This window comes from Klebsiella sp. MS 92-3 (assembly GCF_000195655.1).
GTDB lineage: Bacteria > Pseudomonadota > Gammaproteobacteria > Enterobacterales > Enterobacteriaceae > Klebsiella > Klebsiella pneumoniae.
In genome coordinates, this window is the sequence record NZ_GL882775.1 from 1 (window position 1) to 21,567 (window position 21,567).

At 60.6% G+C, this 21,567-nt stretch carries 18 protein-coding genes and 1 pseudogene; 12 read left to right on the forward strand and 7 right to left on the reverse strand.

Annotation, left to right across the window (positions count from 1 at the left end; translation table 11 throughout):
- Positions 1-207 precede the first annotated feature (207 nt).
- Complete coding sequence (gene cstA, locus HMPREF9538_RS19260) at positions 208-2,313, forward strand: pyruvate/proton symporter CstA (RefSeq protein WP_009484497.1); 2,106 nt, start codon at positions 208-210, stop codon at positions 2,311-2,313.
- A gap of 104 nt (positions 2,314-2,417) precedes the next feature.
- A complete protein-coding gene (locus tag HMPREF9538_RS19255) occupies positions 2,418-2,615 on the forward strand; it encodes a YbdD/YjiX family protein (RefSeq protein WP_002893903.1) in 198 nt (65 codons plus the stop codon).
- Here the strand turns inward: HMPREF9538_RS19255 and HMPREF9538_RS19250 are convergent.
- From HMPREF9538_RS19250 to HMPREF9538_RS19235, 4 genes are all read right to left on the reverse strand, one after another.
- Positions 2,612-3,016, reverse strand: coding sequence for a helix-turn-helix domain-containing protein (locus tag HMPREF9538_RS19250; RefSeq protein WP_004176911.1), 405 nt, complete (start codon positions 3,014-3,016; stop codon positions 2,612-2,614). The two genes, HMPREF9538_RS19255 and HMPREF9538_RS19250, sit on opposite strands and share 4 nt — an antisense overlap.
- On the reverse strand, positions 2,991-3,293 hold the full coding sequence (locus HMPREF9538_RS19245; protein WP_004147534.1) for a type II toxin-antitoxin system RelE family toxin: 303 nt from the start codon (positions 3,291-3,293) through the stop codon (positions 2,991-2,993). The genes HMPREF9538_RS19250 and HMPREF9538_RS19245 overlap by 26 nt, the downstream gene beginning before the upstream one ends.
- A gap of 183 nt (positions 3,294-3,476) precedes the next feature.
- Positions 3,477-4,220, reverse strand: coding sequence for an SDR family NAD(P)-dependent oxidoreductase (locus tag HMPREF9538_RS19240; RefSeq protein ID WP_009484498.1), 744 nt, complete (start codon positions 4,218-4,220; stop codon positions 3,477-3,479).
- A gap of 57 nt (positions 4,221-4,277) precedes the next feature.
- The gene (locus HMPREF9538_RS19235; protein WP_009484499.1) at positions 4,278-5,366 is read right to left on the reverse strand and encodes an oxidoreductase; all 1,089 of its coding nucleotides are present in this window, start codon (positions 5,364-5,366) and stop codon (positions 4,278-4,280) included.
- A gap of 163 nt (positions 5,367-5,529) precedes the next feature.
- Between HMPREF9538_RS19235 and HMPREF9538_RS19230 the strand changes: the two genes are divergently transcribed.
- The 5 genes from HMPREF9538_RS19230 (at position 5,530) to gspB (ending at position 11,231) form a co-directional block, all read left to right on the forward strand.
- A complete protein-coding gene (locus HMPREF9538_RS19230; RefSeq protein WP_009484500.1) occupies positions 5,530-7,032 on the forward strand; it encodes a sugar ABC transporter ATP-binding protein in 1,503 nt (500 codons plus the stop codon).
- Positions 7,029-8,027 carry an ABC transporter permease gene (locus HMPREF9538_RS19225; protein ID WP_002894035.1) on the forward strand — a complete coding sequence of 333 codons (999 nt, stop codon included), beginning with the start codon at positions 7,029-7,031 and terminating at the stop codon, positions 8,025-8,027. Before HMPREF9538_RS19230 ends, HMPREF9538_RS19225 begins: the two co-directional genes overlap by 4 nt.
- Positions 8,028-8,047: 20 nt before the next feature.
- Entirely contained in the window at positions 8,048-9,112 is a 1,065-nt protein-coding gene (locus tag HMPREF9538_RS19220; RefSeq protein WP_002894036.1) for a sugar ABC transporter substrate-binding protein, read from the forward strand.
- 100 nt (positions 9,113-9,212) lie between these two features.
- On the forward strand, positions 9,213-10,454 hold the full coding sequence (locus tag HMPREF9538_RS19215) for an LVIVD repeat-containing protein (protein ID WP_004210861.1): 1,242 nt from the start codon (positions 9,213-9,215) through the stop codon (positions 10,452-10,454).
- Positions 10,455-10,673: 219 nt separating this feature from the next.
- A complete protein-coding gene (gspB, locus tag HMPREF9538_RS19210; RefSeq protein WP_020317209.1) occupies positions 10,674-11,231 on the forward strand; it encodes a type II secretion system assembly factor GspB in 558 nt (185 codons plus the stop codon).
- Positions 11,232-11,269: 38 nt separating this feature from the next.
- On the opposite strand, the gene gspS is transcribed toward gspB, so the two are convergent.
- On the reverse strand, positions 11,270-11,644 hold the full coding sequence (gene gspS / locus HMPREF9538_RS19205) for a type II secretion system pilot lipoprotein GspS (RefSeq protein WP_032420647.1): 375 nt from the start codon (positions 11,642-11,644) through the stop codon (positions 11,270-11,272).
- A 125-nt stretch (positions 11,645-11,769) separates the two neighbouring features.
- A pseudogene (locus HMPREF9538_RS32785) lies at positions 11,770-11,841 on the reverse strand (hypothetical protein); the annotation flags it as partial.
- Positions 11,842-12,231: 390 nt separating this feature from the next.
- On the opposite strand from HMPREF9538_RS32785, the gene mrcB reads away from it, so the two are divergent.
- The 5 genes from mrcB to fhuB all read left to right on the forward strand — a co-directional run bounded on the left by mrcB (position 12,232) and on the right by fhuB (position 20,938).
- Entirely contained in the window at positions 12,232-14,784 is a 2,553-nt protein-coding gene (gene mrcB, locus HMPREF9538_RS19195; RefSeq protein WP_009484504.1) for a bifunctional glycosyl transferase/transpeptidase, read from the forward strand.
- Between the two features lie 234 nt (positions 14,785-15,018).
- Complete coding sequence (gene fhuA, locus HMPREF9538_RS19190) at positions 15,019-17,226, forward strand: ferrichrome porin FhuA (protein WP_004178624.1); 2,208 nt, start codon at positions 15,019-15,021, stop codon at positions 17,224-17,226.
- A gap of 45 nt (positions 17,227-17,271) precedes the next feature.
- On the forward strand, positions 17,272-18,069 hold the full coding sequence (fhuC, locus tag HMPREF9538_RS19185) for a Fe3+-hydroxamate ABC transporter ATP-binding protein FhuC (RefSeq protein WP_002889212.1): 798 nt from the start codon (positions 17,272-17,274) through the stop codon (positions 18,067-18,069).
- Entirely contained in the window at positions 18,069-18,959 is an 891-nt protein-coding gene (fhuD, locus tag HMPREF9538_RS19180; RefSeq protein WP_004178627.1) for a Fe(3+)-hydroxamate ABC transporter substrate-binding protein FhuD, read from the forward strand. Before fhuC ends, fhuD begins: the two co-directional genes overlap by 1 nt.
- Positions 18,956-20,938 (forward strand): Fe(3+)-hydroxamate ABC transporter permease FhuB, encoded by a 1,983-nt coding sequence (fhuB, locus tag HMPREF9538_RS19175; protein ID WP_004147134.1) that lies wholly within the window; start codon positions 18,956-18,958, stop codon positions 20,936-20,938. The genes fhuD and fhuB overlap by 4 nt, the downstream gene beginning before the upstream one ends.
- Positions 20,939-21,074: 136 nt before the next feature.
- On the opposite strand, the gene HMPREF9538_RS29525 is transcribed toward fhuB, so the two are convergent.
- On the reverse strand, positions 21,075-21,567 hold a 493-nt coding region (locus HMPREF9538_RS29525), incomplete at its 5' end, for an aminotransferase class III-fold pyridoxal phosphate-dependent enzyme (RefSeq protein WP_009484505.1).

The window sequence follows — 21,567 nt, forward strand, 5'->3', positions numbered from 1 at the left end:
AAGGCGTTAGCCGCCACCCGACAAAAAAACGGCACCGTTCACGGTAACCCTTTCATTCATTTTCCTGCCTTAAGTGATCTCGCTAGCAATGTGAGACAAATCTCTGTGGGTGTACGGCATCTGCGATGTTTCGGTGTTGTTAAATTCTGCGTTGTGATCTAGAAACAAAATGTAACATCCTGATTACCCTACCGGTGGACCACAACAATGAATAATTCAGGGAAATACCTTATCTGGGCGCTGCTCTCCGTCATCGGAGCCTTCGCCCTCGGCTATATCGCTTTAAACCGGGGTGAGCAGATAAACGCGCTGTGGATTGTCGTCGCCGCGGTCTGCGTTTATTTGATCGCGTATCGTTTCTACGGCCTGTATATCGCTAAAACCGTGCTCGGCGTTGACCCGACGCGGATGACGCCCGCGGTGCGGCATAACGATGGCCTCGACTACGTTCCAACCGACAAAAAAGTGCTGTTCGGTCACCATTTTGCCGCCATTGCCGGCGCGGGGCCGCTGGTGGGCCCGGTGCTCGCCGCGCAGATGGGCTACCTGCCGGGGATGATCTGGATCCTCGCCGGCGTGGTGCTGGCTGGGGCGGTACAGGACTTTATGGTGCTGTTTGTTTCGACCCGCCGCGATGGCCGTTCGCTTGGCGAACTGGTTAAAGAGGAGATGGGACCGACCGCTGGCGTCCTGGCGCTGGTGGCCTGCTTCATGATCATGGTGATCATCCTCGCGGTCCTGGCGATGATTGTGGTGAAAGCGCTGACCCACAGTCCGTGGGGGACATACACCGTCGCCTTTACCATTCCGCTGGCGATCTTTATGGGCATCTACATCCGCTATCTGCGTCCGGGACGCATCGGCGAGGTGTCGGTGATAGGCCTGGTGATGCTGGTGTTCGCCATCATCTCCGGCGGCTGGGTGGCTGAAAGCCCGACCTGGGCGCCGTGGTTTGATTACACCGGCGTACAGCTGACCTGGATCCTGGTGGGCTACGGATTTGTGGCTGCGGTACTGCCGGTCTGGCTGCTGCTGGCCCCGCGCGACTACCTCTCCACCTTCCTGAAAATCGGCACCATCGTGGGGCTGGCGATTGGCATTCTGATTATGCGCCCGACCCTGACGATGCCGGCGCTGACCAAGTTCGTCGATGGTACCGGCCCGGTATGGACCGGCAACCTGTTCCCGTTCCTGTTTATCACCATCGCCTGCGGCGCGGTCTCCGGCTTCCATGCGCTGATCTCCTCCGGCACCACGCCGAAAATGTTGGCCAACGAAAGCCAGGCCTGCTTTATCGGCTACGGCGGCATGTTGATGGAATCCTTCGTCGCTATTATGGCGCTGGTGGCGGCCTGTATTATCGATCCGGGCGTCTACTTCGCGATGAACAGCCCGATGGCGGTGCTGGCGCCGGCGGGTACCACCGATGTCGTCGCCTCGGCAGCGCAGGTGGTGAGCGGCTGGGGCTTTAGCATTACGCCTGATACGCTGCATCAAATCGCCAGCGAGGTCGGCGAACAGTCGATTATCTCCCGCGCCGGCGGCGCGCCAACGCTGGCGGGGGGGGTGGGCTACATCCTGCACGGCTCGCTGGGCGGACTGATGGATGTCTCGTTCTGGTACCACTTCGCCATTCTGTTTGAGGCGCTGTTTATCCTGACGGCGGTTGACGCCGGCACCCGCGCGGCGCGCTTTATGCTGCAGGATCTGCTGGGCGTGATTAGCCCGGGGCTGAAAAAAACCAGCTCGCTACCGGCCAACCTGCTGGCGACCGCGCTGTGCGTCCTGGCTTGGGGCTACTTCCTGCATCAGGGGGTGGTCGATCCGCTGGGCGGGATTAACACCCTATGGCCGCTGTTCGGTATTGCCAACCAGATGCTGGCGGGGATGGCGCTGATGCTCTGCGCGGTGGGCTTGTTCAAGATGAAACGCCAGCGCTATGCGTGGGTGGCGCTGCTGCCGACCAGCTGGCTGCTGATCTGTACGTTGACCGCCGGCTGGCAGAAGTCGTTTAGCCCGGACACCAAAGTCGGTTTCCTGGCCATCGCCAATAAATTCCAGGCGATGATCGACAGCGGCAACATTCCGCCGCAATATACCGAATCACAGCTGGCGCAGCTGGTGTTTAACAACCGTCTCGATGCCGGGCTGACCATCTTCTTTATGATTGTGGTGGTGGTGCTGGCGCTATTCTCGATTAAAACCGCGCTGGCGGCGCTGAAAGAGGATAAACCGACGGCGAAAGAGACGCCGTATGAGCCAATGCCTGAAAACCTGGACGCGATTGAGACCCAGGCGAAAGGGGCGCATTAACCGGTGTGCCGGGTGGCGGCTTCGCCTTACCCGGCCTACATTTCCGATCCTCCCTCTCCCTTTGGGAGAGGCTCGGGGTGAGGGATACAAAAGAGAAATGACTTATGTTTGACACCCTTTCCAAAGCAGGTAAGTACCTGGGCCAGGCGGCGAAGATGATGATCGGCGTGCCGGATTACGATAACTACGTCGAGCACATGCGAATAACCCACCCGGATCAGACGCCGATGACCTATGAAGAGTTCTTTCGCGAACGCCAGGACGCGCGCTACGGCGGCAAGGGCGGGGCGAAGTGCTGTTAACCCTCTTTCGGCAGATAGAGGCTGATCTGCTCCTGAGTACAGCCGTAAATCGCCGCCAGCTTCTCGCGGGTGCGCTTTTGCGGACGGGAGTCCAGCGCTTCCAGTTGTGACACCGCGGACTGGCTGATGCCAAGCTTTTCGGCTACCTCCTGCTGGGACATCCCGCGCAGGATGCGCCACGCGGCCTGCAGGCTGACGTTTTCTTTATGCATCACGTCGCATACTTCGCCCGGCAGCATGACGTCATCATAGATATCTGATTCATAAGGAATATCTTCCCAGTCGCTTTCATCCTCGTCGTCGTACTCCAGCAGAGCCAGGCGCATACGAAAGTAATCGCTGTAAGGAATGACGACATACTGGTCTTTTCCTTCTTCATCCTTGATGTACTGAATAGTCATATTCGGTATGTTCCTCATGAAGGTAGGTGGTGGTGGTTCGGCGTTTAACCGCCACGACGTAGCAGGTATCGCCCGGCGGATCCCCAAAGGTGTAGATGACTCTGTAATCACCTAATCGCAGCCGGTAGTGGTTTTCGGGAGAGGACAATTTTTTGATATCCGAGATAGGTGAAGCTTTATCATCCATCTTCTCCAGCCTGGATTTAATGCGGCTCTTATACCGAGTATCGATTTTAGAAAATTGCTTATCTGCCGTTTTTGACCAGACAATTTTCATCCGTACCTCCACTGTACGCCCACACAAAATATAAGGAAATAATAAGACTATTAGATAAATTCCGAATTTCTTATGGGGTACTGTAGAGCGGAGAAAAAACGCAGGTAAGAGGCAAAACGCAACCCGTCGAGGCGGCGCGGAAAGGCCTCTGCCGGGCGACAGAGGCTTGCAGAAAATGTGCGATCAGGCGTTCAATCCGCCATCCACGTCCAGCCCCGTACCGGAGATCTGCCCGGCGGCCGGGCTGGCGAGGAAGGTGACCGCCGCGGCGATGTCTTCCGGCTGGCCGTAGTGGCCGACCGCAATCATCTGGCGCTGGGCTTCCGCCTGTTCTCCGTCTTCCGGGTTCATATCGCTGTTGGTCGGCCCTGGATGGACAAGGTTAACGGTGATCCCGCGAGGGCCTAAATCACGCGCCAGGCCACGGGTCAGGGCGTTGAGGGCGGACTTGGTCATGGCGTAAACCGCGATGCCCGGCATGGCCACGCGGTTAGCCAGACAGCTGCCGATGTTGATGATTCGTCCGCCATCGGCCATATGCACCAACGCTTCCTGGGTGGCGATGACCACCCCACGGATATTGACGTTGATAAGCGCGTCAATGTCCGCCAGCGTCATGGATTCCAGTGGACCGCCGCGGGCTATTCCGGCGTTGTTGACCAGAATGTCCAGCCCGCCGAGGGACCGGGCCGCATGGGTGACCGCCTCCTGAATCGCCTGCGCGCTGGCGCTGTCGGCCTGTACCGCTTCGCCGTACCGACCCAGCGCCTTTATTTCATCGGCGACCGCCTGGGCTTTATCGACCGATTTTTCATACGTAATAACCACATCGGCGCCGGCGCGCGCCAGCGACAGCGCGATGGCGCGACCCAACCCACGGCTGGCGCCGGTAACCAGCGCCTTCTTACCTGTTAAATCGATCTGCATGATGACCTCGTTGCGAGAGTGGTGAGCATCATCATTAGGTATAGACGGTCGGGGTGATTAACGGCTGAAGTATTCCACCTTCTCAAACGCCGCGCGCAGAACCTCAGGGGTTAACGTCACCGGTAAATAGTGAATCGACTCGCCCGGGCGCAGGGTATGGGCAATGACCCGGTCCAGCTCTGCGCGGTTATTGATATCGACTTCCAGCGCCGCCAGGGTGGTCGGCAGGTTAAAGCGCTGATACGCCTGCACTAACTGCGCCAGCACATCGTCCTGACCAAGCAGGGCGCTCTGTACCAGAATGCCGTAGGCCACTTTGGTACCGTGGAGGAATTTATCCGTCTGCGGCAGCACCGTCAGTCCGTTGTGCACCGCATGGGCGGCGGCGACCCGGGTGTAACGTTCCCCCAGCCCGCCAACCATCCCGCCGCCGGCGATAATCGCCTCCACCACATCGCGAAACGCCTGGGTCAGATCGCCGCGGCGCTGGTCCGCCAGCGCCGTTTCGCTGCTGGCCAGCAGCACGTCGCGGATCGCCAGCGCGCCGTTAATCCCCAGCCGCACGGTGAGCGGCAGCGCCTTCGGCTGCGGCGCCAGCACCACGGCCTCATACCATTTGGCTAAGGTGTCGCCAATGCCCGCCAGCAGGTACTCCGCCGGGGCGTTGAGAATGATGCGCGGTTCGACCAGCACCAGGAAGTTGGCGTCATCGAAGATCTCAAAATTCAGGGCCTGTCCGGCGTCGTTATACCACACCGACAGCGGCGTCCACGCCGCGCAGGTGGCGGCGATAGTCGGGATGGCCACCAGCGGTACCCCCAGGCGGCGGGCCAGCACTTTCGCGCTGTCGAGCAGCGCGCCGCCGCCGACGCCAATCACTACCGCCCGATCGTCACCGGAGGCCTGCACCAGCCCCGCCACGTCGCGTTCGCTGCAGTGGCCGGTAAAGCGGATCTTTTTCGCCTCCGGCAGGTGGAAGGCCGCCGGCAGAAAAGGTTCGGCGCCGGCCAAGGCGCGCGCGCCATAGACCCACACCGCTCGCGAGAGCTGGTCGGCGTTAAAAAAATCGCTCAGTCGCTCAAGGCTGCCGGAGTGGGAGAAATAATTGGCCGGGCCGGGCACGACGCGGATATCACTGTTGCTCATGGAAGCTGTCCTTATAGGTGTTGGGCTAACCTGATGTTATGTCTGGACATCCAGATGGCTAATATTATTTCGTTGTATCTTATGCTTTTTACGCAGTTGTCAGCCAGCGGCGGCTATGAAAAATTCGTTAAATCAGAAGATTAATTGCCGCACGGGAGCAGTGATGAGCGCGAATCGCCTTGAGATGCATAACATTAGCCTGGCCTTCTCCGGCTTTCAGGCGCTGAACAAGGTGGACTTTACCCTCCATGGCGGGTCGGTGCATGCCCTGACCGGGGCCAACGGCGCGGGTAAGTCGACGCTGATGGCCGTGCTGTGCGGCACCCACGCCCACTATGAGGGCGAAGTGACGATCAACAACCAGCCGGTCACCATTCGTTCGCCGCGGGATGCTAAACAGCTGGGGATCCACCTGGTGCAGCAGGAGGTGGACGTGGCGCTGGTGCCGGGCCTGAGCATTGCGGAAAACATTATGCTGGACAGGCTGGCGGAGCCGGGCATGACCTTCCGCTGGTCGCGGGTTCGGCAGCTGGCGCGCGAGGCGCTGGCGCAGCTGGATGTGGCGCTGGACGTCCGGCGCTCCATTGACAGCTGCACGCTCGCCGAAAAACAGCAAATCCTGTTGGCCCGCGCCCTGTCGCACCATTGCCGCTTTTTGATCCTCGATGAACCCACTGCGCCGTTGGATCAGCATGAAAGTGAGCGTCTGTTTGCGGTAGTACGCCGTCTGCAGCATCAGGGGATCGGGGTGGTGTTTATTTCGCATCGTATCCATGAGCTGAAGGCGATCTGCGACACCCTGACGGTGCTGCGCGACGGACGGCTGATTGAGAGTGGCCCGATGGCGCCGCTGAGCGGGGAACAGATCGTCGAAAAGATGCTGGGCCACGAGCTGAGCGATATCTTCCCGCCGCCGCGCCCGCCGCACGGCGAAGAGGTGCTGTTGCAGGTTGACGGTCTGCATGATGAGGCGTTGCTGCAGGATATTTCGCTGCGCCTGCGGAAGGGGGAAATCCTCGGAATCGCCGGGCTGGCCGGCGCGGGCAAAACCGAGCTGTGCAAAGCGCTGTTCGGCGCCAGCAAAAGCCGGGTGCAGCGGGGCGAGCTGAACGGTCAGCCGTGGCGGCCGCGCGATCCGGCCGACTCGGTAGGGCGCGGCCTGGCGCTGGTCCCGGAGGAGCGACGCAAAGAGGGCATTTTCATTGAAGAGCCGATCGCGATGAACCTGGCGGTCAGCGCCGATAACAGCTTTTCGCGCTGGAGCCTGTTTGGCCATCGGCAGGCCTGGCGCTGGGCGGAGGAGGTGATTGCCCGCCTCGGCGTGCGCGCTACCGGTCCCGGTCAGACGCTGCGCCGTCTTTCTGGCGGCAACCAGCAGAAGGTGGCCATTGGCAAATGGCTGCGCGGTGATGCCAACGTTTTGATTTTTGACGAACCGACCAAAGGGGTCGATGTGAAAGCGAAAACCGATCTGTTCATGCTGATCGATGGTCTGGCGCGGGAAGGCAAAGGGGTGATTTATGCCTCGGGTGAATTCGCCGAGCTGGTCGGTTTATGCGACCGCATCTGCGTACTGTGGGACGGACGGATCGTAGCGGAGATCCCCGGCGCGGAAGCCCGGGAAGAGACACTGCTTTATTATTCAACCGGAGGAGCGGCAGCGTGAGCAAGGCCCTGGCAGTAAACGCGACGGTATCGGGCCGTCAGCGATTTTTTGATTTTCTCTATAAGTGGGGCATGTTGCTGACCGTGGTGCTGCTGGTGGCGGTCTTTGGCCTCGCCTCGGACAACTTCCTTGACCCGTTCAACATCATCAACATTCTGCGCTCGATTGCCATCGTGACGGTGATTGCCATTGGGGTGTCGATTTCCCTCACCATCGGCGGCTTCGATCTGTCCGTCGGATCGACGGCATCGCTGGCTAACGCGCTGGTGATTTCCCTGTTTGTCTGGCATGGCCTGGGGACCACCGAAGCGATTCTGATCACCCTCGCGCTCTGCACCCTGGTGGGGCTGTTTAACGCCTTTCTGATCGTGGTGCTGCGCATTCCTGACATGCTCGCCACCCTGGCCAGCCTGTTTGTGATTCAGGGCGTGGCAATGACATACAGCTATGGTGGGTCGATTACCGAAAACATGGTGCTGCCGAGCGGCGAGATGGCGGAGGGTACTATCCCGGCGGCCTTTGGCGCGCTGGGGCAGGTGCCGACCATCGTCATTATCATGCTGGTGGTGACGCTGGTCGCCCAGCTGGCGCTGTCGTTCACTACCCACGGACGGCGGATGTACGCCATCGGCGGCAACCCGGAGGCGGCGCGGCTCTCCGGCCTGCGGATCACGCGTTACAAAGTCGCAGCATACGTGATTGCCTCGCTGCTGGCCGGGCTCGGCGGCATTCTGCTGGCCTCGCGCATCGGCTCTTCGCAGGTCAACGCCGGCGGCGGCTATCTGATGGACGCGGTGGCCGCGGCCTGGATCGGCTTTTCGCTGGCGGGCTCCGGCAAACCAAACGCCCTGGGAACGCTGGTGGGGGCGGTGATCCTCGGCGTGCTCTCCAACGGGCTGGTGATGCTCTCGGTGCCGTATTACGCGATGGACATTATTAAAGGGTTGGTGCTGGCTGGCGCGCTGGCACTGACCTATTTTCAGCGCCGTACTTAACATTTTACAGGGTAAACCGCATGAAAAAGATCGCACTCTCTCTGATGACGCTGGGTCTGCTGCAGTCGACGGCGGCGCTGGCCACCGCCCCGACGCCGGTGCCGGCGGCGATTGCCGAACACAACGGCCCGATCCGCATTGCCGTGATCCGCAACCTCGGGTCTGACGATAACACCACCCAGTTTGTCGCCGGGGCGTTGCAGGAAGGCAAAAAGCTCGGTTTCAAAATCAGCACCTTCCTGAGCAACGGCGATGACGCCAAATTCCAGGACTTCGTCAACCAGGCCATCAGCCAGAAATACGATGGCATTATTCTCTCCCAGGGGCGTGACCCGTATTCCACCGCCCTGGTGAAGAAGGCGGTGGACGCCGGGATCAAAGTGGCGGTGTTCGATACCGCGGTAAGCGGTGAGATCCCCGGGGTGACGGTCAGCCAGCAGGATGACGCCTCACTGACCGAGCTCTCCTTTGGCCAGCTGGTGAAAGACTTCAACGGTAAGGCCAACATCGTCAAGCTGTGGGTGGCGGGCTTCCCGCCGATGGAGCGCCGTCAGGCGGCTTACCAGACGCTGCTGAAGCAAAACCCGGGGATTAAAGAGCTGGAGTCGATCGGCGCCGTGTCATCCGACGTGCAGGGCGACACCGCCAACAAGGTGGGGGCGATCCTTGCCAAGTATCCGAAAGGGAAAATTGACGCGATCTGGGGCACCTGGGATGCCTTTAGCCAGGGGGCTTATAAGGCGCTGAAAGAGAACGGCCGCACCGAGATCAAACTCTACAGCATTGATATTTCCAACCAGGATCTGCAGCTGATGCGCGAGGCCGGCAGCCCGTGGAAGGTGAGCGTGGCGGTGGATCCGAAGCTTATCGGCGCGACCAACGTGCGGCTGATCGCCAACAAGATCGCCGGCGAGCCGACGCCAGCCACCTACGACTTCAAGGCGGCAGCGATTCCGCAGGCGCTGCTGGCGGCCCAGCCGGGAGCGGTGAACGTGGCGTCGCTGGGGAAAATTATCCCTGGCTGGGGCCAGACCGAAGACTTTATCGCGCCGTGGTTCGCGACGCTGGAAGCGAAAAACAAATAAAATCAAGCCGGGTGGCGGTGGGCGGCGGCCTGGTGCCCTCACCCCGGCCCTCTCCGCAGGGAGAGGGGAAAACCATGCCACCGGGCGAAAGAGATCCCCTATGTCAGCATTACCTTCCCCCGAATACAGCCGCAATATGCGGCTGATTGGCCATAGCGATCAGGGCGGTCGTCCGGACGGCGTGCAGCTGATGGTGCATCGCGGATTCGCCTATATCGGCCATATGGTGTCGCAGGGTTTTTCCGTGGTCGATGTTCGCGATCCGACCCGGCCCACCACCGTCAACTATATTGCCGCGCCGCCGGGCACCTGGAACGTGCACCTCCAGGCGCATGACGATCTGCTGCTGGTGATCAACGCCCGGGATCTGTTTGCTGACGCCCGTTTTGCTGATGAGAAGGTGTACTACACCCGCTCGGTGGGTGACACGGTCAGCGATGTGCAGGACAAGGGCTGGAGCGCCGGGCTGCGCATCTTTGATATTTCCACTCCCGCGCAGCCGCGGGAAATCAGTTTCCTGTCGCTTAACGGCATCGGTATTCACCGCATCTGGTACGTCGGCGGGCGCTGGGCGTATGTGTCCGCGCTGATCGACGGTTTTACCGACTACATCTTCCTGACCATCGATCTGGCCGATCCGCGTAAGCCCGAAGTGGCCGGGCGCTGGTGGCTGCCGGGGATGCACCAGGCGGGCGGTGAAACACCGGACTGGCCGCAGGGTAAACGCTATGCGCTGCATCACGCCATTATTGCCGGGGATACCGCCTACGGCAGCTGGCGCGACGGCGGCCTGACGCTGCTGGATGTCAAAGACCGTACCCAGCCGAGGCTGATTAGTCATCGCAACTGGAGCCCGCCGTTCGGCGGCGGAACGCATACCGCGCTGCCGCTGCCGGATCGTGACCTGCTGGTGGTGCTGGATGAAGCGGTGCTCGACAACCAGGAGGACGGCGAGAAGCTGATCTGGTTGTTTGATATCCGCGAGCCAACCAACCCGGTGAGCATCGCCACCTTCCCGCCGCCGGACGAAGCGGATTATGTGGCGAAAGGGGCGCATTTCGGTCCGCACAACCTGCATGAGAACCGGCCGGGGAGCTTTGTCAGCTCAACGCTGATTTTTGCCACGTATCAGAATGCCGGCGTGCGGGCTTACGATATTTCCAACCCGTATCGCCCGCTGGAGACCGGGGCGCTGGTGCCGGCTGCGCCTGAGAGAATGATGGATACCCGTCCCGGCCGCCCGCGGGTGATCCAGTCCTGTGACGTGTTTGTCGATGCGCAAGGCATTATCTACAGCACCGATTACAACGGCGGGCTATCGGTGATTGAGTATCTGGGGTGAGGGTAAGGTAAACGCAAAATTGTACTCGCATGTCTGCCGGGTGGCGGCTTTCGCCTTACCCGGCCTACGAAAGATTACAATATCAAACAGTTATGCAGTTATCTGTAGGCCCGCGCAAGCGTAGCGCCGCCGGGCACTTCCTGAAGATTGCACTTTGTCAGCAGTCTGGGGCACCCGTAAGGGCGCCTTCTCGTTATCGTGAGGGAACAGGAGACGGTTGTGATTGTTCGTGATGACAGTGAAAGAGGGATCCCGCCGCTGGTGACGCATCAGCCGCCGTCCTCGCTGGATGATGCGCCGGTGATCCACGGACGGATGGTGCAGATCCCCGGCTGGATTATCCCGCTGTACGCCGGATTATTTATCGCGCTCGGCTGGTTTGGCGGCGAGCAGTGGCGTCACCCGGCACCGCCGCAAACGCTGCCCTTGCCGGTGGCGCATGCGGCGCTTCTGCCGTTAACCGCTGCCGGAGAGGCCGCGCCAAAGACGCCGCCGCCGGCGGCAAAAGCCAGCGCGCCCGCGGCGCCGGAAGTGGACAGCGATACGCTGCCGCCTCTGCGCTACAGCGCCCATGTCTATGCCTCGCTACCGGAAAAGCGCAGCATTGTGTTAAACGGCAAAGCGTGGACGGAGGGCGATTCACCCCTGCCCAATCTGGTGGTGGAGCAGATCCAGCAGGATGTGACGATCTTCAGCTTCAACGGCACGACCTTTACCCTCGCGGCGCTGGAGGACTGGCCGGGCGGAAAAATTGACGAGGAGCCGAAAGAGGAATAAAAGCGCGCACAATAACCGGCGCGCTGAGGATATTTCGCTTAGTCGCTGCGCAAGCTGGCAATAAATGGCGCGAGCTGACGATTAAATTGACTGCACTGTGTGGCTTCCGGGGTACTGTCCTGTAATAGCTGTTGGTAAAGCCGGTCGCTATTTTGGCTTAACGTCGCCACGTCAATATTTCCCCATCCGCGCGCGTTACCGACATTCACCGCTGCCCGATATATCGTTTCATCAGCGGGGAGATCGCTACGATTACATTTATTCTTGAGATAGCGCGTCCCGGCCGCCACGGACGAGAGCTGCTCGAGCTGCGCCTGGCTGCTGATAGCCGGGCTGAGCGTTGAGGCGGGTTTTTGTTGGCAGCCAGAGAGAAGGGCTACCATGCAAAGCGGAAATATAAGCGGAATACGCATCATAGAGTAATCAAAATAATGAATCACTGGCCGCTAGTTTAACAAATATTTCCCTGGTGTCATCATAAAATATTATTCTGCATAAATGTTAACAGGCTCTCATTTTTATCAACGGAAAGGCGCTAAATCGACTTTACTTTTATCAATAATAAACGTTGGCGCTGGGAAAATATATTTTCATCTGCGGATGATGCCACTGCGTTGACCGGCAGGAAGCGCGCCGTTTTTTATGTTATTAAAAAACATACTCTTTCCCATCTTGTTACGTGCGCAGGAGGTAAAATGCTGGTTAAGAATGTCGCATTTTAGTGCTATCCTGTATGCCCTGAACATTACGTGCTATGTTCTGACTTATTCTGCCGATGATGCGTTTAACACAATGATTTTATGGTGAATTTTTATTGTTAGTATCATGTAACATGAAGCAAACCAACCCTCTGAAAGGCTGGCGGCGCGTCCTGCCTGCCAGCAGGTTGTCGTCCGAAGGATAAGCAGCCTGGACGTTAATTTGAGAGATTTCTTCTTCCTCTGAACAGGGGAAGTATTGAGAATCAGGCCTTTGCGCCTGAACGTTGCGGAGAAAAAGCATGGCGGGAGATGACCGCGAGCCTATCGGACGTAAGGGAAGACCCTCACGTCCGACTAAACAGAAAGTCACCCGTCGCCGGGTCCGGGAAGAGGACTACGACGACGAGTATGATGACGATGATTATGAGGATGAGAAACCGGTGCCGAGAAAAGCCAAAGGCAAAGGTGGCAAGCCTCGTCGGAAGCGCAGCTGGCTGTGGCTGCTGGTCAAGCTGGGGATTGTCTTCGCGGTGCTGATTGCCGCCTATGGCGTCTACCTCGACCAGAAAATCCGCAGCCGCATTGACGGTAAAGTCTGGGAGCTGCCGGCCGCGGTCTATGGCCGGATGGTCAACCTTGAGCCGGACATGCAGATCAGCAAAAACGAGATGGTGCGTCTGCTCAACGCCACGCAGTATCGCCAGGTCAGCGCGATGACGCGCCCCGGCGAATATACCGTGCAGGCTAACAGCATCGAGATGATCCGTCGTCCGTTCGATTTCCCGGACAGTAAGGAAGGGCAGGTGCGCGCGCGTCTTACTTTCGACGGCGACCATCTTGAGACCATCGAGAATATGGATAATAACCGCCAGTTCGGTTTCTTCCGCCTCGATCCGCGCCTTATCACCATGCTGCAGTCGCCGAACGGCGAGCAGCGCCTGTTCGTGAAGCGCAGCGGCTTCCCCGATCTGCTGGTGGATACCCTGCTGGCGACCGAAGACCGCCACTTCTATGAGCACGATGGGATCAGTCTCTACTCCATCGGCCGCGCGGTGCTGGCGAACCTGACGGCAGGCCGAACGGTGCAGGGGGCGAGTACCCTGACCCAACAGCTGGTGAAAAACCTGTTCCTCTCCAGCGAACGCTCCTACTGGCGTAAAGCCAACGAAGCGTATATGGCGCTGATCGTCGACGCCCGCTACAGCAAGGATCGCATCCTTGAGCTGTATATGAACGAGGTGTACCTCGGCCAGAGCGGCGATAACGAAATTCGCGGCTTCCCGCTGGCCAGCCTGTATTACTTCGGCCGTCCGGTGGAAGAGCTGAGCCTCGACCAGCAGGCGCTGCTGGTGGGGATGGTGAAAGGGGCGTCGGTCTATAACCCGTGGCGTAACCCGAAACTGGCCCTTGAACGACGCAATCTGGTGCTGCGTCTGCTGCAGCAGCAGCAGGTTATCGACCAGGAGCTGTACGACATGCTCAGCGCCCGTCCGCTGGGCGTGCAGCCGCGCGGCGGGGTGATTTCACCGCAGCCGGCGTTTATGCAGATGGTTCGTCAGGAACTGCAGGCGAAGCTGGGCGATAAAGTGAAAGATCTCTCCGGCGTGAAGATCTTCACCACTTTCGACTCGGTGGCGCAGGATGCGGCGGAAAAAGCGGCCTCCGAAGGGATCCCGGTTCTGAAGAAACAGCGTAAGCTGGCAGACCTGGAAACCGCCATGGTGGTGGTTGACCGCTTCACCGGCGAAGTGCGGGCGATGGTCGGCGGCGCGGAGCCGCAGTTCGCCGGTTATAACCGCGCGATGCAGGCCCGCCGATCGATTGGTTCTCTGGCCAAGCCGGCGACCTATCTGACCGCGCTGAGCCAGCCGAATCAGTATCGCCTGAATACCTGGATCGCCGATGCGCCGGTGACGATTCGCCTGTCCAACGGTCAGACGTGGTCCCCGCAGAACGACGATCGTCGTTTCAGCGGTCAGGTGATGCTGGTCGATGCCCTGACTCGCTCGATGAACGTCCCGACGGTTAACCTCGGGATGGCGCTGGGCTTGCCGGCGGTAGTCGATACCTGGACTAAACTGGGGGCGCCGAAGAATCAGCTCAACGCGGTGCCGTCGATGCTGCTTGGCGCGCTGAACCTGACGCCGATTGAAGTGGCCCAGGCCTTCCAGACCATCGCCAGCGGTGGGAACCGTGCGCCGCTTTCCGCGCTGCGGTCAGTGATTGCCGAAGATGGCACTGTGCTCTACCAGAGCTATCCGCAGGCGGAGCGCGCGGTGCCTGCCCAGGCGGCCTACATGACGCTGTGGACTATGCAGCAGGTGGTGCAGCGCGGTACGGGGCGTCAGCTGGGGGCGAAGTATCCGGGCCTGCATCTGGCGGGGAAAACCGGGACCACCAACAATAACGTCGATACCTGGTTCGCCGGCATCGACGGTAGTCAGGTGACCATCACCTGGGTGGGGCGCGACAATAACCAGCCGACCAAACTGTACGGTGCCAGCGGCGCGATGTCGATTTACCAGCGCTATCTGGCGAACCAGACGCCAACGCCGCTGGTGCTGACGGTGCCGGAAGACGTGGTTGATATGGGCGTGGACAGCAACGGCAACTTCGTCTGCAGCGGCGGTATGCGTTCGCTGCCGGTCTGGACCACGCAGCCGGATGCGCTGTGCCGTCAGGGCGAAATGATGCAACAGCAGCAGTTGCAGCAACAGGAAGCGAAAAATCCGTTTAATCAGTCCGGGCAGCAGCAGCAGCAACAGCAGCAACAGCAGCAACAGCCGCCGAAGCAGCAGGAAAAGAGCGACGGCGTCGCGGGCTGGATCAAGGATATGTTCGGCAGTAACTGATTTTGACCGCACGACCAGACCCCTTAATACGAAAGTATTAAGGGGTTTTTTTATGCCTGTAAAAAAGTTAACGGCTCTTTAACTCCATAATAACTATCTGGTTATTAATTCAGCCTTCGACCGGCGGCGACAGGCATATCGCTTGCCTTGCCTTCGACGTTTCGCCTATTATATCGCCCGTCATAATAATAATTCTCGTTTACGTTATCATTCACTTTCATCAGAGATATACCCATGGCGCGTCCAAAAACTGCTCAGCCAAATCACTCGCTGCGTAAAGTCGCAGCTGTAGTAGCCACGGCGGTTAGCGGCATGTCTGTCTACGCACAGGCAGCAGAACAACCGAAGCAAGAAGAAACTATCACCGTCGTTGCCGCCCCGGCCGCCCAGGAAAGCGCCTGGGGACCGGCGCCGACTATCGCGGCAAAACGCTCCGCCACGGCGACCAAAACCGATACCCCGATTGAAAAAACGCCGCAGTCTGTGTCGGTGGTGACGCGCCAGGAGATGGAGATGCGCCAGCCGACGACGGTAAAAGAGGCGCTCTCCTATACGCCAAGCGTCTTCTCTACTCGCGGCAGTTCGACCACCTATGACGTGGTCACCATTCGCGGCTTCACCACCTCGACGACCGTCAACACCAACCAGTATCTGGACGGCATGAAGCTGCAGGGGAATAACTACTCTGAAGTCTCCATGGATCCTTACTTCCTCGAGCGTGTGGAAGTGATGCGCGGGCCAACCTCGGTGCTGTACGGCAACAGCAACCCGGGCGGTATCGTCAGCATGGTCAGCAAGCGCCCGACTACCGAGCCGCTGAAAGAAGTGCAGTTTAAGATGGGCACCGACAATCTGTGGCAGACCGGGTTTGACTTTAGCGACGCCATTGATGATGCCGGCGTTTGGTCGTATCGCCTGACCGGCCTTGGCCGCAGTCAGGATGCCCAGCAGCAGATGGCGAAATCGACTCGCTACGCGGTGGCGCCCTCCTTTAGCTGGCGTCCGGACGATAAAACCGACTTCACCTTCCTGAGCAACTTCCAGAATGACCCGGATGCGGGCTACTACGGCTGGCTGCCGCGCGAAGGCACCGTGGTGCCGTATTACGACGCCAACGGTAAGGCGCACAAGCTGCCGACCGATTTCAACGAAGGCGAGTCCGATAATAAAATCTCCCGCCGCCAGAAGATGGTGGGCTACAGCTTCTCCCATCAGTTCGATGATACCTTTACCGTGCGGCAGAACCTGCGCTATGCCGATGTGCATACGCTCTATCGTTCGGTATACGGCAACGGCTATGTCGCGCCGGGCTACATGAATCGCGCCTACGTGCGCTCCGACGAGCACCTGAACACCTTCACCGTCGATACCCAGCTGCAGTCTGATTTCGCCACCGGCGCGGTCAGCCATACGCTGCTGACCGGCGTGGACTACTCGCGGATGCGTAACGATGTGGATGCCGACTACGGGACGGCGGATCCTATCAGTATGAGCAATCCGCAGTACGGCAATCCGAATATTCAGGTCACCTTCCCGTACGCGGTCCTCAACCGGATGGAGCAGACCGGCCTGTACGCGCAGGATCAGATGGAGTGGGATAAATGGGTGATGACCCTGGGCGGCCGTTACGATTACGCCACGACCTCAACGTTAACCCGCGCCACCAACAGCCTGGCGGAGAATCACGACCAGCAGTTCAGCTGGCGCGGCGGCATCAACTACCTGTTCGATAACGGCATCTCTCCGTACTTCAGCTACAGCGAATCGTTTGAACCGGTATCGGGTTCCAACAGCCGCGGCCAGCCGTTCGATCCGTCGCGCGGTAAGCAGTATGAAGCCGGCGTGAAATACGTGCCGAAAGATATGCCGGTGGTGGTCACCGCGGCGGTCTATCAGCTGACCAAAGACAAGAACCTGACGGCTGATCCGGCTAACCAGGCGTTCAGCATCCAGACCGGCGAGATCCGCTCCCGCGGCCTTGAGCTGGAGGCGAAGGCGGCGGTGAACGCCAATATTAACGTCACCGCAGCCTACAGCTACACCGATGCGGAGTACACTCACGATACGGTGTTCAACGGCAAACGTCCGGCGGAAGTGCCGCGTAACATGGCCTCCCTGTGGGCGGATTATACCTTCCACGAAACCGCGCTGAGCGGTCTGACGATTGGGGCCGGGGCGCGCTATATCGGTTCAACGGTCAGCTACTACAAAAATGACACCAGCACCGGTAAGAAAAATGATGCCTTTAGTGTGGCCGGTTATGCGCTGATGGATGCGACGGTGAAATACGATCTGGCGCGCTTTGGCCTGCCGGGATCGTCGGTCGGCGTCAACGTCAACAACCTGTTCGACCGCGAATATGTCTCCAGTTGCTACAGCGAATACGCCTGCTACTGGGGCGCCGGACGTCAGGTCGTCGCCACCGCCACCTTCCGTTTCTAACCACCTACGGGCGCGGTTCGCCGCGCCCTCTATCAGGTTATCGCTATGCAGGAACAGACTCCGCACGCAGAAACCACCTTCGCGCTGGATCGCGTCACTTTCCGTGTGCCTGGCCGCACATTGCTCCATCCGCTCTCGCTCACCTTCCCGACCGGAAAAGTCACAGGCCTGATCGGCCATAATGGCTCCGGCAAGTCGACGTTACTGAAAATGCTTGGCCGTCATCAGCCGCCCTCCGCAGGCGAAGTGCTGCTGGACGGGCAGCCGCTGGAGAGCTGGGGCAGCAAAGCCTTTGCCCGCAAAGTGGCCTATCTGCCGCAGCAGCTGCCGCCGGCCGAAGGTATGACGGTGCGCGAGCTGGTGGCGATCGGCCGCTATCCATGGCACGGCGCGCTGGGTCGCTTTGGCGCAGCGGACCGTGAGAAAGTAGAAGAGGCGATTGCGCTGGTGGGGCTGAAGCCGCTCGCTCATCGTCTGGTGGACAGCCTCTCCGGTGGTGAACGCCAGCGGGCGTGGATCGCCATGCTGGTGGCGCAGGACAGTCGCTGCCTGCTGCTCGATGAACCCACCTCGGCGCTGGATATTGCTCATCAAGTCGATGTTCTGGCGCTGGTGCATCGTCTCAGCCAGCAGCGCGGCCTGACGGTGATCGCCGTCCTGCACGATATTAATATGGCGGCCCGCTATTGCGACTATCTGGTGGCCCTGCGCGGCGGAGAAATGATTGCTCAGGGGACGCCGGCGGAACTGATGCGCAGCGACACTCTGGAACAGATCTATGGCATCCCGATGGGGATCCTGCCACACCCGGCCGGTGCGGCGCCGGTAAGCTTTGTCTATTGATGATGAACCCAACTCTGATAACCCGACGCCGCCTGCTGATCGCGATGGCGCTCTCGCCGCTGCTGTGGCAGATGCGCGGCGCGCAGGCGGCCGACGTCGACCCGCAGCGCGTGGTCGCCCTGGAGTGGCTGCCCGCGGAGCTGCTGCTGGCGCTCGGCGTGACGCCCTATGGCGTGGCCGATATTCCCAACTATCGCTTGTGGGTGAACGAACCCGCGCTGCCCGACTCGGTGATCGATGTTGGTCTGCGTACCGAACCCAACCTTGAACTGCTGACGCAGATGAAACCGTCGTTTATCGTCTGGTCGGCGGGCTACGGCCCGTCGCCGGAGAAGCTGGCGCGTATCGCGCCCGGCCGCGGTTTCACCTTCAGCGACGGCAAACGGCCGCTGGCGATGGCCCAGCGTTCGCTACTGGAAATGGCCGATCTGCTGGGCAAAACGCAGCAGGCGAAGCGCCATCTGGCGGAGTTCGACGCGCTGATGGAGAGCCTGCGTCCGCGTTTTGCCGGGCGCGGCGATCGTCCGCTGCTGATGATCTCTCTGCTCGATCCCCGCCACGTGCTGGTGTTTGGCGAAAACTGCCTGTTCCAGGAGGTGCTTGATCGCTTCGGTATTAAAAACGCCTGGCACGGCGAAGCGGCATTCTGGGGAAGCGTTAGCGTTGGCATCGACAGGCTGGCGGCATTTAACGAAGCCGATGTCATCTGTTTCGACCATGGCAATGAGCGAGATATGGCTCAACTGCTGGCGACGCCGCTATGGCAGGCGATGCCCTTCGTGCGCGCGGGCCGCTTCCAGCGCGTTCCGGCGGTTTGGTTCTACGGCGCGACGCTGTCAGCGATGCATTTTGCCCGCGTGCTGGCTGATGCCCAGGGGAGACCGGCATGAATACGCGTCTCTCGCCGTTAGCTATTATCCTGCTGGCCGGGCTGCTGGGCGTCGCCTTCGCGCTGAGCATCGTCAACCTCAATGTCGCCTTGCCCTATGCGCAGTGGCGGCAGGCGCTGTGGCAGCCGGATGTCGATGATATCGCCCAAATGCTGTTTCATTACAGTTTGTTACCGAGACTGGCTGTTGCGCTGCTGGTGGGCGCCGGGCTGGGACTGGTTGGCGTCCTGTTCCAGCAGGTGCTGCGTAATCCGCTGGCGGAACCGACCACCCTTGGCGTCGCCACCGGCGCGCAGCTGGGGATAACGGTCACCACGTTATGGGCTATTCCCGGCGTGCTGGCGTCGCAATTCGCCGCGCTGGCCGGGGCCTGTCTGGTGGGCGCGCTGGTGTTTGGCGTCTCGTGGGGTAAGCGCCTGTCGCCGGTAACGCTGATCCTGGCGGGGCTGGTGGTCAGCCTTTACTGTGGCGCGCTTAACCAGCTGATGGTGATTTTCCATCACGACCAGCTGCAAAGCATGTTCCTGTGGAGCACCGGGACGCTGACGCAGACCGACTGGAGCGTAGCGCAGCGCCTGTGGCCGCAGCTGCTTGGCGGGGCAATACTCACCTTGCTGCTGCTGCGGCCGCTGACCCTGATGGGGCTCGATGACGGGGTGGCGCGTAACCTCGGGCTGGCGCTGTCCCTGGCGCGCCTCGGCGCCCTGACGCTGGCGATCGTCATCAGCGCGCTGCTGGTGAACGCGGTAGGGATTATCGGCTTTATCGGCCTGTTCGCGCCGCTGCTGGCGAAAATGCTTGGCGCCCGTCGGCTGCTGGCGCGGCTGCTGCTGGCGGCGCTGATCGGCGCGCTGCTCCTGTGGCTTTCCGATCAGGTGATCCTCTGGCTGAGCCGGGTATGGCGGGAAGTCTCCACCGGCTCGGTCACCGCCCTGATTGGCGCGCCGCTGCTGCTGTGGCTGCTGCCGCGGTTGCGCAGCATCAGCGCCCCGGTGATGAACGGCGGCGATAATGTGCAGCCTGAGCGCTATCATGTGCAATGGTTTGTTCTCGCAGGCGTCGCGTTGCTGCTGCTGGCGGTGAGCGTGGCGCTGGCCTTTGGTCGCGATGCCCACGGCTGGCTGTGGGCCCACGGCGATCTGCTGGAGCAACTGCTGCCCTGGCGCTGGCCGCGGGTGCTGTCGGCGCTGTTCGCCGGGGTCATGCTGGCGGTCGCCGGCTGTATTATCCAGCGCCTGACCGGCAACCCGATGGCCAGCCCGGAAGTGCTGGGCATCAGCTCCGGCGCGGCTTTTGGCGTGGTGCTGATGCTGTTCTTCGTGCCTGGCGACGCCTTTGGCTGGCTGCTGCCGGCCGGCAGCCTTGGCGCGGCGGCCACCTTGCTGATCATTATGCTTGCCGCCGGGCGCGGCGGCTTCTCGCCGCATCGGATGCTGCTGGCGGGGATGGCGCTGAGCACCGCCTTCACAATGCTGCTGATGATGCTGCAGGCCAGCGGCGATCCGCGTATGGCGCAGATCCTGACGTGGATCTCGGGGTCGACATATAGCGCGACGCCGGAGAGGGTGGTGCGTAGCGGCGCGGTAATGCTGGCGCTGCTGGCGCTGGCGCCGCTCTGTCGTCGCTGGTTAACCATCCTGCCGCTGGGCGGGGAGGCGGCGCGAGCGGTGGGCATGGCGCTGACGTCATCGCGGATTGTTCTGCTGCTGCTGGCGGCCTGCCTGACGGCGGCGGCGACGCTGACCATCGGCCCGCTGAGCTTTGTCGGGCTGATGGCGCCGCATATCGCGCGGATGATGGGCTTCCGGCGAACCCTACCGCATATGGTGATCTCCGGGCTGACTGGCGGGCTGCTGCTGGTCTTCGCCGACTGGTGCGGACGGATGATGATGTTCCCGTATCAGATCCCGGCGGGGCTACTGTCGACCTTTATCGGCGCGCCTTACTTTATTTATTTGCTGAGAAAGCAGAGTCGCTAACGGTCCTGGATGGCTTCAACATCCCCGGTGGCGCTATCGCTTACCGGGGCTACAGCGCTGTGCGATTTGGTAGCCCGGATAAGGCGCAATGCGCCTCCTCCGGGAAAATCCCTGCGCCACCAGGCATTCAAGCACCTTACAGCTTGGCAAATACCCGGCGCGCGGCGTCGATGGTGTTGTCGATATCTTCTTCGCTGTGGGCCACGGACATAAAGCCGGCCTCAAACGCTGACGGCGCGAGGTACACGCCTTCCTCCAGCATCAGATGGAAGAAGCGCTTGAATCGTTCAACGTCGCACTTCACCACGTCCTGATAGCAGGTGACGGTTTCGGCATCGGTAAAGAAGATGCCGAACATGCCGCCGACGTTATTGACCACCAGCGGGATCCCGGCGTCACGCGCCGCGTCCAGCAGGCCTTGCGCCAGCTGGTTAGTCAGTTCAGTCAGGGTTTCATGGACCCCCGGCTGCGCCACTTCGTTCAGGCAGGCGAAGCCAGCCGCCATGGCGATCGGGTTGCCGGAGAGGGTGCCCGCCTGATAGACCGGACCGGTGGGCGCCAGAGCGTCCATCACCTCACGGCGGGCCGCCCAAGGCGCGCCCCCCCCCCCCCCCCCGCCGCCGCCCCCC

Excerpts from the sequence above, each read along its gene's own strand:
- HMPREF9538_RS19235 (WP_009484499.1), bottom strand. The coding sequence starts at position 5,366 with ATGAGCAACAGTGATATCCGCGTCGTGCCCGGCCCGGCCAATTATTTC.
- fhuD (WP_004178627.1), top strand. The coding sequence starts at position 18,069 with ATGATGAACCCAACTCTGATAACCCGACGCCGCCTGCTGATCGCGATG.
- cstA (WP_009484497.1), top strand. The coding sequence starts at position 208 with ATGAATAATTCAGGGAAATACCTTATCTGGGCGCTGCTCTCCGTCATC.
- HMPREF9538_RS19240 (WP_009484498.1), bottom strand. The coding sequence starts at position 4,220 with ATGCAGATCGATTTAACAGGTAAGAAGGCGCTGGTTACCGGCGCCAGC.
- HMPREF9538_RS19255 (WP_002893903.1), top strand. The coding sequence starts at position 2,418 with ATGTTTGACACCCTTTCCAAAGCAGGTAAGTACCTGGGCCAGGCGGCG.
- HMPREF9538_RS19230 (WP_009484500.1), top strand. The coding sequence starts at position 5,530 with ATGAGCGCGAATCGCCTTGAGATGCATAACATTAGCCTGGCCTTCTCC.
- fhuA (WP_004178624.1), top strand. The coding sequence starts at position 15,019 with ATGGCGCGTCCAAAAACTGCTCAGCCAAATCACTCGCTGCGTAAAGTC.
- HMPREF9538_RS19215 (WP_004210861.1), top strand. The coding sequence starts at position 9,213 with ATGTCAGCATTACCTTCCCCCGAATACAGCCGCAATATGCGGCTGATT.
- gspS (WP_032420647.1), bottom strand. The coding sequence starts at position 11,644 with ATGCGTATTCCGCTTATATTTCCGCTTTGCATGGTAGCCCTTCTCTCT.
- mrcB (WP_009484504.1), top strand. The coding sequence starts at position 12,232 with ATGGCGGGAGATGACCGCGAGCCTATCGGACGTAAGGGAAGACCCTCA.
- HMPREF9538_RS19245 (WP_004147534.1), bottom strand. The coding sequence starts at position 3,293 with ATGAAAATTGTCTGGTCAAAAACGGCAGATAAGCAATTTTCTAAAATC.
- HMPREF9538_RS19220 (WP_002894036.1), top strand. The coding sequence starts at position 8,048 with ATGAAAAAGATCGCACTCTCTCTGATGACGCTGGGTCTGCTGCAGTCG.
- HMPREF9538_RS19250 (WP_004176911.1), bottom strand. The coding sequence starts at position 3,016 with ATGACTATTCAGTACATCAAGGATGAAGAAGGAAAAGACCAGTATGTC.
- fhuB (WP_004147134.1), top strand. The coding sequence starts at position 18,956 with ATGAATACGCGTCTCTCGCCGTTAGCTATTATCCTGCTGGCCGGGCTG.
- fhuC (WP_002889212.1), top strand. The coding sequence starts at position 17,272 with ATGCAGGAACAGACTCCGCACGCAGAAACCACCTTCGCGCTGGATCGC.